Annotated in this window: 13 protein-coding genes; 12 read left to right on the top strand and 1 reads right to left on the bottom strand. The window is 47.1% G+C overall.

Annotation, left to right across the window (positions count from 1 at the left end; all coding sequences use genetic code 11):
* The first annotated feature begins 160 nt into the window (after nt 1-160).
* The 3 genes from MCG46_RS13735 to MCG46_RS13725 all read left to right on the top strand — a co-directional run bounded on the left by MCG46_RS13735 (nt 161) and on the right by MCG46_RS13725 (nt 3,569).
* On the top strand, nt 161-2,434 hold the full coding sequence (locus MCG46_RS13735) for an anaerobic ribonucleoside triphosphate reductase (RefSeq protein WP_240280490.1): 2,274 nt from the start codon (nt 161-163) through the stop codon (nt 2,432-2,434).
* Complete coding sequence (gene nrdG / locus MCG46_RS13730) at nt 2,412-2,936, top strand: anaerobic ribonucleoside-triphosphate reductase activating protein (RefSeq protein WP_240280489.1); 525 nt, start codon at nt 2,412-2,414, stop codon at nt 2,934-2,936. The genes MCG46_RS13735 and nrdG overlap by 23 nt, the downstream gene beginning before the upstream one ends.
* 276 nt (nt 2,937-3,212) lie before the next feature.
* On the top strand, nt 3,213-3,569 hold the full coding sequence (locus tag MCG46_RS13725; RefSeq protein WP_240280488.1) for a hypothetical protein: 357 nt from the start codon (nt 3,213-3,215) through the stop codon (nt 3,567-3,569).
* 160 nt (nt 3,570-3,729) lie between these two features.
* Here the strand turns inward: MCG46_RS13725 and MCG46_RS13720 are convergent, their stop codons facing one another.
* The gene (locus MCG46_RS13720) at nt 3,730-4,644 is read right to left on the bottom strand and encodes a hypothetical protein (RefSeq protein ID WP_240280487.1); all 915 of its coding nucleotides are present in this window, start codon (nt 4,642-4,644) and stop codon (nt 3,730-3,732) included.
* A 248-nt stretch (nt 4,645-4,892) separates the two neighbouring features.
* Here MCG46_RS13720 and MCG46_RS13715 point away from each other — a divergent pair, with 248 nt between their 5' ends.
* The 9 genes from MCG46_RS13715 (at nt 4,893) to MCG46_RS13675 (ending at nt 12,460) form a co-directional block, all read left to right on the top strand.
* The gene (locus tag MCG46_RS13715; RefSeq protein WP_240280486.1) at nt 4,893-5,615 is read left to right on the top strand and encodes a GntR family transcriptional regulator; all 723 of its coding nucleotides are present in this window, start codon (nt 4,893-4,895) and stop codon (nt 5,613-5,615) included.
* Between the two features lie 155 nt (nt 5,616-5,770).
* Complete coding sequence (locus tag MCG46_RS13710; RefSeq protein WP_240280485.1) at nt 5,771-6,847, top strand: SIS domain-containing protein; 1,077 nt, start codon at nt 5,771-5,773, stop codon at nt 6,845-6,847.
* Between the two features lie 350 nt (nt 6,848-7,197).
* The gene (locus tag MCG46_RS13705; RefSeq protein ID WP_240280484.1) at nt 7,198-7,608 is read left to right on the top strand and encodes a hypothetical protein; all 411 of its coding nucleotides are present in this window, start codon (nt 7,198-7,200) and stop codon (nt 7,606-7,608) included.
* Nucleotides 7,609-7,629: 21 nt separating this feature from the next.
* Entirely contained in the window at nt 7,630-8,124 is a 495-nt protein-coding gene (locus tag MCG46_RS13700; protein WP_240280483.1) for a PTS sugar transporter subunit IIB, read from the top strand.
* 24 nt (nt 8,125-8,148) lie between these two features.
* Nucleotides 8,149-8,889 carry a PTS mannose/fructose/sorbose/N-acetylgalactosamine transporter subunit IIC gene (locus tag MCG46_RS13695; protein WP_020224264.1) on the top strand — a complete coding sequence of 247 codons (741 nt, stop codon included), beginning with the start codon at nt 8,149-8,151 and terminating at the stop codon, nt 8,887-8,889.
* A gap of 14 nt (nt 8,890-8,903) precedes the next feature.
* The gene (locus MCG46_RS13690) at nt 8,904-9,737 is read left to right on the top strand and encodes a PTS system mannose/fructose/sorbose family transporter subunit IID (RefSeq protein ID WP_020224263.1); all 834 of its coding nucleotides are present in this window, start codon (nt 8,904-8,906) and stop codon (nt 9,735-9,737) included.
* A gap of 97 nt (nt 9,738-9,834) precedes the next feature.
* The gene (gene ltaE, locus MCG46_RS13685) at nt 9,835-10,857 is read left to right on the top strand and encodes a low-specificity L-threonine aldolase (RefSeq protein WP_240280482.1); all 1,023 of its coding nucleotides are present in this window, start codon (nt 9,835-9,837) and stop codon (nt 10,855-10,857) included.
* A 1-nt stretch (nt 10,858) separates the two neighbouring features.
* Complete coding sequence (locus MCG46_RS13680) at nt 10,859-11,530, top strand: HAD family hydrolase (RefSeq protein ID WP_240280481.1); 672 nt, start codon at nt 10,859-10,861, stop codon at nt 11,528-11,530.
* A gap of 282 nt (nt 11,531-11,812) precedes the next feature.
* Complete coding sequence (locus MCG46_RS13675; RefSeq protein ID WP_240280480.1) at nt 11,813-12,460, top strand: HAD family hydrolase; 648 nt, start codon at nt 11,813-11,815, stop codon at nt 12,458-12,460.
* Nucleotides 12,461-12,473: the final 13 nt, after the last annotated feature.

The following is a 12,473-nucleotide window of genomic DNA, read 5'->3' as shown; positions in this document are numbered from 1 at the left end:
ATGAGAACCATTCGGGAAAGTTTACAAAGCGAAAGAAACTCGAAGTGAAAAAGCAAAGTTGGAATGAAACAGGGAATGGGATAAAACAAGGTGTGCTTGGACCACAGCGTCTTCGCCAGCCTTGTTTTTCTTCCCGCTGATGATGAAAAGGAGTGTAATTATGGAAATTGAAGTCATGAAACGCGACGGCCGCACTGTTCGTTTTCACACCGAAAAGATACAGAATGCCATCGAAAAGGGATTTAACAATGTTGGTACGCACAGCAGTGAAGAAAATGTTAAGAAAGTCCTGAACCGGGCTTTGAATCAGATCGCAGCCTCAGGCATGGCGCGGATTGAAATTGAGAAGATTCAGGATCAGGTTGAGGAAGCTTTTGTGGAAGAAGGCTTTATTGAGGAATATAAAGCGTTTAAAAATTACCGTCAGAAACGGGCATTGGCTCGCGACTGTTTTTCTTCCCGGCAGCATCGGTTGATGAAGACTTTGGAAAACTTCGGGATTAAGGACTCCAAGGAAGTTAATGAAAAACGTGAAAATGCCAACATTAACGGCGACAGCGCGATGGGGATGATGCTGCAGTACGGCAGCACGCTGACCAAAGCGTATACGACTTCTTATTGTCTGGATTCCAAAGTGGCTTCCGCTCATGAAAACGGCGATATCCATATTCATGACATGGATTTCTACCCGATGGGAACGACGACGTGTCTGCAGATTCCTTTGGACAAGCTGTTTCATGGCGGCTTTAACACCGGCCATGGCTTTCTGCGCGAACCGAAGGATATCGCTTCGTATGCAGCGCTGGCGGCGATTGCGATTCAGTCCAATCAAAATGATCAGCATGGCGGCCAATCCATTCCGCTGTTTGATTATTATCTGGCTCCGGGCATCATGCATACCTTTAAGAAAAACTATCGTCAGGCACTGACTGACTACGTTGATTATACGCAGGCGCTGGATGAAGCTGCCTTCAATGCGGCTTTAGCTCAGATCGACGAACTGACGGATCTGAAGGCGATTGCCATGGCGGCGGATCAGCTGGCTCTGGTCTATGAGAAAGCCCTGGCGAAAACCGAGCGGGCGGCGTATCAGGCGATGGAAGGCTTAATTCATAACCTGAATACAATGCATTCCCGAGCCGGCGCGCAGGTACCGTTCAGCTCGATTAACTTCGGCACGGATACAAGCGAAGCCGGAAGAATGGTCTCCCGTCAGCTGCTGCTGGCGATGGAAAGCGGCTTGGGCAATCATGAAACACCGATTTTCCCAATTCTGATCTTCAAGATCAAAGAAGGCGTCAACTACAATCCAGGCGAGCCGAATTATGACTTATTTCAGCTGTCCTGCCGAGTTTCCGCCAAGCGGATGTTCCCGAACTTCGCCTTCATCGACGCGCCGTTTAACAAGCAGTATTATCAAGAAGGCCGTCCGGAGACTGAAATTGCCTATATGGGCTGCCGGACACGCGTCATCGGCAATGAGATTGATCCGGAAAATGAAGTGGTTGTCGGCCGCGGCAACCTCAGCTTCACCTCGATCAATCTGCCGCGCCTGGGCTTAAAGCATGGTGAGATTTTACAGGGGCAGTGCGATTTGGAAGGCTTTTATCAAGAACTAGATGACAAGATGGATCTGGTTAAAGATCAGCTGCTGGAACGTTATCGTGTTCAGTGCGCGCGCCGGGTCAAGAACTTCCCGTTTTTGATGGCACAAGGCAACTGGCTGAATTCTGATCAGCTGGATATTGAGGATACGCTGGAATCGGTACTCAAGCATGGTACGCTGACGATCGGTTTCATCGGACTGGCTGAATGTCTGAAAGCGTTAGTCGGTGCACATCATGGTGAAAGCGAAGAAGCTCAGCAGCTGGGCCTGACGATCATCAAACGGATGCGGGAACGCTGCGACAGCTACACAAAGCAATACGGTCTGAATTTCTCGCTGATCGCAACGCCGGCTGAAGGTCTCTCAGGCCGTTTTATCAAGATGGATAAAGAGGAATACGGTAAAATTGAAGGGGTAACCGATAAGGAATACTACACCAATTCTTTCCATGTTCCGGTTTACTATCCAACCGATTTCTATCATAAACTGTCGGTTGAGGCACCTTATCATGCCCTGACCAACGGCGGACATATTTCCTACGTTGAAATGGACGGCGATCCGTCTGCCAATTTGGCGGCTTTTGAAAAGGTTGTGCGAATGATGAAGGAATTGGGAATCGGCTACGGTGCGATCAACCATCCGATCGACCGCGATCCGGTCTGCGGCTTTAATGGGATCATCAATGATGAATGTCCATGCTGCGGAAGAACCGAGGACGAGATTCCATTTGAACGCATCCGCCGCATTACCGGATATCTGGTTGGTACGCTGGATCGCTTTAACGATGCCAAGCGGGCAGAAGTCCGTGACCGTGTTAAACATGGCTGAGCTGCGATGTTCATCACCGGTGCAGTTTGACAGCATTGTCGACGGCGAGGGTCTGCGGGCTGTTGTCTGGACACAGGGATGTCCGCACGGCTGTCCGGGATGCCATAATCCCCAGACCCATGCCTTTGACGGCGGAACGCTGATGCTTACGGAAACGATTGCCGATCAGCTGAAAGCGCATTTCTATCTGGACGGCGTCACGTTTTCCGGCGGAGAACCGATGATGCAGGCGGCGGTCTGTGCTCAGCTGGCTGAGGAGATCCACAAGCTGGGCATGAATGTCTGGTGTTATACGGGATATCAATGGGAAACCTTGTTGGAAAAGCGAGATCCGGATCAGATGGCTTTTTTGAAACAGATCGACGTGCTGATCGACGGACCCTTTGTCATTGCTGAGAAATCGCTGAATCTAACGTTTCGCGGATCCGCGAACCAACGGCTGATCGATGTGCCGGCCAGCCTCAATTCAGGACAGATGATTCTTTATGAGAGTCACCCGTAATTCTGTTTAACGGAGAACTCAGGTTCAATAAGCCGGGAATGAAGGCTGCCTTCAATCCCGGTTTTTCTCATCCTTGAAGCTTTCGTCAAGGCTAAAGGAGATCAGCGAAAACGCTGATGCTTTAGCGGTAAATAATGTTCTGATGATGCTGAACTGGGAAGACGTATTTCCAATGGATGGGCAGATTGTTTCATCGGTTTCTCATCCGCTTCGACGTTGCAACTCGAATCAGTTTGTGTATAATTACGGTAGAGAAAAAAGTTGGAGGAATAAGAGATGCGCAACAAAAGTCTTTTTGATGGTTATAAAGAGCTGAAAATTGTGAATATCGAAAGCCTGTTTTTTGCTTTTCTGCTTGGCTTTACCTTGAAGGACAACGGCGTATCCCTCCTCTTGTGTCTGGCTGGGGGAATCGCCCTGATTTTGCTGATTAAAGTTTTATTCCGCTTTCGGCTGGGTTATTTCTTGGTTTCGGCAGCCTTCAGCGCCTTCTGGGCGATGGCTTTCAGTTCCGGCTGGTTAAGGGATGGAAATTGGCTGGTTGGCGGTGGAATTGCCTTGGTTATTTTTGCTGCCTGTCTGTATGGGCACAAACTGAATTATGAAGAAGAAAAAAACCGCGAAGACGAATAACGGTTTATCAGTCTTTCACGGTATTGGGATCCTGCCGCTTCAATCGCTGCAGGTTTTTTATTGGAAAACAGATCCTCGCAGACGGCTTGGAGTCAAGGGTCAGCGGATAGAACTGACTTTCAACAGTGTATCAAAGATTTTTGAATAAAATGGTTGGAAATCAGCGGACTTCCAATAGGCTGCAGAGAGCGTAAGTCAGCCAGATTAACCGGTTAAAATCAACTTTCCGATCTTGGGATGTCCGGCAGCCGACAACGGCCAGATCACCGTCACTGTCGATCTTTCCGCTTCCTACACAAAGCATGTTTTTAAATCTCTGATGGATTGAATTGACTTCGGACAACTTGTTCAGATTCAAATTCCAGCCTGAAAATTGCGGCAGTGACTGGACTCGTTGTTTCCAATGGGAAGCGGCGTGAAACTGCACCGTATCTCCGCTGCCCAGCGGTTCAATCAGTATGATTTCCTTGTCGATCAAAGCTGGGTAATGCTTTAGAAGCAAGGCGAGGCTGGCCTGATCGACACCATGATCTAAAAGCATGACACCGCATTCCGGATGCCGGTAGGAAATTTCATCTAGAACGGTTAATGCCGCATCCCAGCTGTAATTATTCCGGTTGGCAAAGCCGCGGCTAATAAACGAAGCCACTGCCGCAAGCAACAGCAGCAGAATCCAGAACAGGATACCATACCCCTGCTTTTCCCATGTTGTTTTTTGAAAGGTTAGAATTATCAACGCCAGTACGCAGAAAAGAGTGACAGCCAACTGCAGCAGTAAATTTAGTTGTTCGGTTTTCCGGTTTTTCACGCCATTGTAGGGGTAGTAGGGATGATGCGGAACAAGGCAGGCCATCGGCGTATCATAAAATGCCATCAGAATGCAATCTTTTTTAAGCGGATCGTTCAGGAAAAGGCAGCGAGACAGAACACCTTTTTCTTTCATCTCAACACAATCATAAGGCTGATTTTGGGCCTGAGCCTGGGCCTGAACACGGGACAGAAAACGCTGAAGCTGACCTGGACGGCAGCGTTTCCCAATCACCGCACAGTAAATCTCAAAGGTTTCTTTGATCATTATGGTAGATCCCCCTTTTTTCTTTATTATAACGAAAAAGGAAGGCAAAACATAGGGAATTATCAATAAAATATATAGGATAATTGCTTTGCCAGACTGTTTTCTTAAGCCGCTGGTTTTCAGCGGTAAGTTATGATATAGTTAGAATGTATAAACAAATCAAATGGAAACATATCTGAAAGCAAAGTTCAGAAAAGTTTTTATTCAGGCAGACCGCAGCGGAAAGACTGTGGAAAACGGAGGACACTATGAAAGAAATGCCAAAGTATAAAATCATTGAAAATTACATTATTGATCGGATTCAGTCAGGCGACTTGAAGCCGGGGGATCAGATTGAAACGGAAAAGCAGCTGAGTGAGAAATTTGAGATCGGACGGCTGACCGTCAATAAGGCGCTGATTAATCTTGCGCAGGAGGGCTATATTGAACGAACGGCCGGAAAGGGGTCGTTTGTGCTGCCGCGGATGGTGACCAAAAGCATCTCTCAGGGCGGCAGCTTTACTGATGATATGGCTTCGGTCGGAATGAAGGCGGGTTCACAGCTGATCGAATACAAGGTTTATAAAGCTTCGGATGTTCCCGAAGTTGCGGAATATCTGGAACTGACTGGGGACGAACTGATTCATTATTTTGTGCGCTTGCGAACAGGGGATGGGAATCCGATCGCATTAAGTTACACCTATATTTCCGCCAAGATCGTTCCGGCGATCAACGTCAGGGCGCTGGAAGGCTCGCTGACGGAGTATCTTCACTCTGTCGGCGTTTACCGTGGGGGCGCGCTGAATAAAATAACGGCGCATCTGCCCACTGAGACTCAGAAAAAACTGCTGGGTGTCGGCAACACCGCCCTGCTTTTAAATGAACACATTACGTATGATCAGCAGCACCGGCCCTATGAATATATCAAAACGTTCTATATCAGCAGCCAATACGCCTATACCTTCAGAACTGGTTTTCTGGCAGAGCGCTGAAAAAAACATAATTTGTAAAATATCCTCTTGAGATTTGATTAAAAAAGTATATAATGATTTTGTAAATGTATATATAAATATACAGATGCACTTATTCCTCACGAAACTTGCTGGTCACAATGTTTGCGTTGGAAAATCTCAAGGAGGACATGAGAATGAAAAAATGGATGTACGACTGCGTGCTGGAAACACCAGCGACGGCTGAAGCAATGTTCAAAAACAAAGAAGCCCTGGTTGGCAAGCTTGTCGATCTGTTTCTGGCAAAGGATTATAAGAAGATCGTGATGGTGGCTTCCGGTTCATCCTACAACATTGCCAACTGCTCGAAGTATGCAATTCAGACGTATCTGGGCGTAAAGGTCGATCTGATCAACTCTGTTACGTATGCCAAATATGATTATCAGTTCCATGAGAATGCTTTGGTTATCTGCATGTCGCAGAGCGGCAAGAGCACCAATACGATTGAAGCTGTGATCAAGGCGAAGGAATGCGGCAATGACGTCGTGGCGATTTCAATGGTTCCGAATAGTCCGATCACACGCTATTGCGATACGGTCTTGGAATACGGTTCTTATGGTCCAGGGGATGACGTGTTTGTCTGCCGTGGGGTTCCGACATCCACGCTGTATTTCATTCTGTTTGCCCTGGAAGCCGGCGTGAAAAAGGGTGTTTATCCGAAGGACAGCTATAAGAAACGCATGAAGGAGATTGAAACGATCATTCATGAAATGCCGCGCATCCGTGAGAAGATCGACGGATGGTATGACGCTAATAAGGAAGAACTGTGGTCGATGAAACGGGCGATGACCGTCGGCATCGGTCCAAGCTTCGGTCCGGCAATCGAAGGTGCATTGAAAATGGAAGAAACAATCGGCATTCCGTCCAACGTCTATGAAACCGAAGAATTTCTTCATGGTCCAGTGTATGAAATCAAGAAAGATAATGCGGTTTTCTTACTGGACATGGACGATAAAATGCATGACCGCGTCATGATGATTTATGAAGGTCTGCATCAGCTGACGGACCGCGTCTATCTGATCACGCGTCATCCGGGAAACAGCGATAAGCGTGTGATGACAATCGATGTGGATACCTGCAGTCTGCTTTTGCCGATGTTGTTTGTCATGCCGTTTCAGATCTTATCCAGCCGCGTATGCGATGACTGCCGCATTAATGCCATCACCGTTTATAACTATCGGTTTTCTCAAGCCATCAAGACCAAAGCCAATTAGTTTAATTCACTGCGATTCCCTTTCTTGAAAGAAGCCTTCGGGCTTCTTTTTTTTGTGATGGGTAATATTTTTTTGACGCAAAAAGCACACTTAATATGACTGCCGCCGCTTCGTGTGTTTTTCCTCTGTTTCTTCTTTAATTTGATTATAAATTCATCAGAAACAGTTTGTCAATAAAAGTGTACTTAATGTTACAGCGAGGTCTTGCCGATGCTTTTCTGATGCCAATTTAAATATATAGTCAAATTGATTATAAAAGTATAGAAATTACAATAAATATATAGACATTATAATTTGATTGTGCTATATTAAGTTTACAAAAATGATAGCGCTTACTAGGAGGGGCTTATATGAAACACGTTGTTTTACTCACTCATGGTCGTCTTTGCGAAGGCTTTGCTTCTGCTCTGCAGGTGATTTCCGGAATGGAAAACTCGCTGACCTTGATCAGCATGGAGGCTCAGGACTCACCGGAAACGATGACGCAGCGAGTGAAGCAGGTTCTTGATAGCTTCCCGGCGGAAGATCCGCTGATCTTGATGACGGATATTCCCGTAGGCAGCACCACTCAGATCGCTATTCCATTTTTGGAAACCTTCCCGAATCTCTATATTTTAACAGGGTTGAATTTAGGCCTGTTGTTAGAGATTACGCTGAATCCAATGGAAGGAGATATCAGCGCCATTCTGCGGGAAGCTGTCGAAGCCAGTCGGCAAACATTACTGTTCATCAATGACCAGCTGGATAGTAATGAGGAATAAAAAAAGAAAGGGAGATGTTTCATGATTAAACTTCTCAGAATTGATGATCGTCTGATCCATGGCCAGGTTGCGGTTTATTGGATCAATGCGACCGGCGCGGACACCATTGTCATCGCCAACGACAAGCACGCGACCAACGCCATGCTCAAAATGTCTTTGACCGTCGGCAAGCCGGCAGGCTGCAAAATGGAGGTGCTGACCGTAGTCAAAGCGGCGGACTATCTCAACAATGCCGCCAATGCCAAACGCAAGATTCTGCTGATCTGCGGCAGCTGTGAAGACGCGGTTGAGCTATGTGCCAAGGTGGCGGAAATCAAGGAAGTCGATTTGGGCGGCATCCGGTTTGCGGAAGGCCGCACGTCTATTTCCAATCAGGTATTCTTAGTCGAAGAGGATCTGCAATCCCTGGACGCCATCGCCGAACAAGGCCGGACAGTTTACGTCCAGGAAGCGCCGTCGAAGCCTAAGATTTCACTGCCTGAGATCCATTCTATCTTTGAAAAAAATAAAAAGTAAAACACTTGGAAAGGGGAAAAATTTATGTTTTTAATCCAGTGTATCCTGGTATCCATGGTGCATGTCCTGAGTATTCTTGACGGCCGGATTCTGGGTCAGAACTTATTGAACACACCGATCGTGGAAGCGACCTTAGTCGGCTTGATCTGCGGCGATGTCCAAACCGGACTTGTCATGGGGGCGACTTTACAGCTGATCTTTATGGGGTTTGTCGGAATCGGCGTAACCTCACTGCCAAACTCTTCGGCCGGAACCATTCTGGCAGTTGCCTTTGCGATCATGTCCAATCTGACGCCGGATTCAGCGATTGCGCTGTCGATGCCGATTGCGCTGTTGTTTCAGCCATGCGGAATTATCCCACGGATCATCAATAACGTCTGGAATCCAAAATGCGATGCAGCGGCGGAGCGCGGCGATTTCAAAGCGATTGAACGGTATTACTGGCTGGGCGTCGTCATATTTGCGATTGTTTACTTCGTTCCGATGTTCTTAGCGCTGTATTTCGGCTCCGGTGCGGTTGAAACGATTATCAACTTCATTCCGGAAGTAGTAATGAACGGTCTGACCAAGGCTTCCAGTGTGCTGCCGGCTTTAGGTATCGCCTTATTGATGAACTACATCATGGACAAGGACGCAACGCCGTTTATCTTCTTAGGCTTTATCTTAGCGGCTTTCCTGGGCGTGAATTCGCTGGGCGTTGCCGGTTTGGGCGCCGTGATCGCCGTCGTTTATTACAATATGGTTCAGCGAAAGGCTAACGAGTAAAGGGGGAAGCCACAATGACAACAGGAAAAATGGAAAAGAAAGAATTCATGAGCGGTTTCTGGCGCTCTTGCTGCCTGCAGGGCTGCTTCAATTATGAACGCCAACAGGGACTGGGCTTCGGCTATGCCATGATTCCGCATCTGCGCCGGATCTATAAGGATGATCCGGAAGGCTTCAAGGAAGCGATGAAGCGGCATTTGGTATTCTATAACATCACGCCGCAGTGTACGACATTTGTTCAGGGCATCGCGGTAGCGATGGAAGAAGAAGCGGCGTCCAATCCTGATTTCGACGCTTCTTCCATCAATGCGATCAAGACCGCGCTGATGGGACCACTCTCCGGCATTGGTGATTCGATCTTCTGGGGTACGCTCAGAACGATCGGTTTGGGCGTCGGCATCTCCTTCTGTATGCAAGGCAATATTCTCGGCCCGATTCTGTTCCTTTTGATTCACAACATTCCGCATTGGTTTGTTCGTTATAAAGGCTTGCAGATCGGCTACGAACAGGGCTTGTCGTTCATGGAAAACGCGACGGAAGGCGGAATGCTGGAAACCTTCTCGATGGCGGCAAAAATGCTGGGCGCAACAGTTGTCGGCTGCATGATCGCAACGATGATCAATTTCACAACCACGATTACACTGAACATGGGCAATCATCAGACTTTGGCGATCCAGTCGATTTTCGATGAAATCGCGCCAAAGCTGCTGCCGCTGCTGCTGGCATTCGGTTGTTTCGCTTTGATCCGCAAAGGAAAGAAAACAACGACCGTGATGCTGCTCTTGTTTTTGCTTGGCTTTGTTCTGGCTTTCCTGGAAGGTCTGCCGATGTTTGCACCGGTTGTCTGATCAGGTAGATTTAGAAGAACACAGATTTAAACAAACAATAAAGAAGGGCTCCTCAAACAACATAAAGGAGCCTTTTATTTAGAAAAGAGGGAAATGAATGATTGATTTACGCAGCGATACCGTGACTCAGCCTAACCTTGCCATGCGCAGAGCAATGGCAGAAGCAGTTGTCGGAGACGATGTTTATGAAGATGATCCAACAGTCAATGAGCTTCAGCGCAAAGCCGCCGAACTGTTGGGGAAGGAAGCGGGCTTGTTCGTTTGCAGCGGTACGATGGGGAATTTATTAGCGGTAATGAGTCAAACGCAGCGGGGAGATGAAATCATCGCGGGCCGCCACAGCCATCTGGTTACCCATGAGGTCGGCGGGGCAGCTCAGATTGCCCAGGTAATGATTCATCCTGTCGATCATCCTCAGGACTGGATTGAACCCGAGGCGATCCGCACCGCGATTCACAGTGAGGATATCCATGAGCCGCAGACCCGGCTTGTTTGTCTGGAAAATGCTTTATCCAACGGCGGCATTGTCCCACTGCCTTTGCTGAGGCAGACCTATCAGACGGCAAAAACCTTGGGACTGCGCGTGCATCTAGACGGCGCGCGGATCTTTAATGCGGCCGTTGCATGCGGTTGTTCCGTGAGTGAAATCGCGGCTTGCGCGGATACGGTGAGCTTCTGTCTTTCCAAAGGGCTGGCGGCGCCGATCGGTTCAGTTCTGGTCGGGGATCGGGCCTTTATTGAACGGGCACGGCGCAACCGCAAACTGCTAGGCGGCGGATTAAGACAGACTGGGATTTTGGCGGCGGCCGGACTGACAGCTTTGGATACGATGACTGAGCGCTTGCAGGAAGATCATAATCACGCTAAGCTGCTGGGGGAATTGCTGGCACAAATCCCAGGAATTCAGGTTGAAAAAGAACGAATTCAGATCAACATGGTATTCTTCAAACTGTGTAATGATAAAATCCAGCCGGCTGATTTCCTGAAAAAATTGAACGAAAAAGGAATTTTAACGAATCCTGAGAATCACGGCCTGTTTCGCTTTGTCACACATTATGGTATCATGGAAAGCGACGTCAGAACTGCAGCTGAAGCAGTTCGCAAAATCATGGAGGGATAGAATGGCAAAGTTAAAAGCGGTGATGTTTGACATGGATGGGGTGCTGATTGACAGTGAGCGAATTAGTTTGTCGATGTGGGAAAAGGTGAATGAAGCTCGTGGGCATGTCTTTGATGTCTCAGTCATGACAAAAATGATGGGTGGTTCGCAGCAGGAAAACTTTGAGCGGTTCGGGCATCTGCTGCCGCCGATGGATGTGTATGAAGCGATGTGGAAAGAGAAAAAACAGATGAGCGACGCTTGGATCGAAGCTAACGGAATGCCGCTGCGTCCGGGAGTCAGTGCGATTTTAAAGACTTTGAAGGAACTGGGAGTGAAGCGTCTGATCGTTTCCTCAACACCGCGTGAATATGCCTTATATCTGTTGGAAAAGGCCGGACTGACCGGCTGCTATGACAACGGTATTTTCGGGGATGAAGCAGGACGGCGAAAACCGCATCCGGATCTCTACAATAAAATGATGGAGATGGAAGGACTGAAACCGGAAGAATGCATTATCATTGAGGATTCAGCCAACGGTGTGAAAGCGGGCTATGCAGCTGGGGTGCGGGTGTTCGCGATTCCGGATACTGCTCCGCTGGAACAATTCCGCAATCATGAAGCCTGGGCGATTGTTGACTCGATGGAAGATGTTCGTCGTTGGGTGCTGGAACAGACTGCGGCTGAAGCCTGATTCTTAAACGTTGAGAATAAAGTAGACATAAGAGAGAAATTCTAAATTCTCTCTTTTTTTTGCGTTAAAGTCAAATATCCCTCTGTAATTCACTGAATGTAATTTTTAAAATTTCAAATGAATAGAAAATGGCTAAAAATACAAATAAGTAATGATTTTGATAGAAAAACAAGAAATGAATAAAGATTACAAATAATTTCACAGAAGAGGTTGACAAAGCAGAAAAACAGAAATACAATAAATTCATAAAAATATATAAAATTATGAATTTGAGGGATTAAAATGAAAAAGGAAGCTGTTTTGTTGGATATGGATGGCGTTTTGGTTGATTCAGAAGGATATACGCAGAAAATGATTGCGGATTTTTTCAGAGAAAAAACGAATTATGATCCTGATTCCTTGTATCTGAGTCGTTTTATCGGATCATCCGGTGAAGAAGCAACCTGGAAAAGGGTATTTGAAAACATAGAGGATCAACCTGATTTCATTCAGTTAAACCAGAAATTACTGAATTATTTGAATGGAAAAAGTATTCCCTATGCAGATATCAAAATGAAACATGCAGAACAACTGCTCGTTTTCCTGAAACAAAAGGGTTACCAAGTGGGACTGGCTTCCAGCAGCAAGCGAAATAAAATAGAGAAAATGCTCAGCCAGACCGGCTTTGCGAGATATTTCGATGCCGTTCTGAGCGGTGAAATGGTTGCGGAATCAAAACCCAACCCGGAGATATACAATCGGCTTGCCGAACTGCTGAATGTTTCAAAGGACCGATGCTTAGTGATCGAGGATTCGTTTTACGGCATTCGCGCAGGCATCAATGCTGGTATGGAAACGTTGGCTTTGCGGGATGATCGGTTTGGCATGGATCAGCATGAGGCAGATGCCATGATCAATGATTTGCTGGAAGCCATTCCTTATCTTGAGTGACAGACCATGAAAT

Origin of the sequence: Holdemania massiliensis (assembly GCF_022440805.1) — a bacterium.
In the GTDB taxonomy this organism is placed as follows: Bacteria; Bacillota_I; Bacilli_A; order Erysipelotrichales; family Erysipelotrichaceae; genus Holdemania; species Holdemania massiliensis_A.
This window is presented reverse-complemented; position numbering and strand designations above follow the sequence as displayed.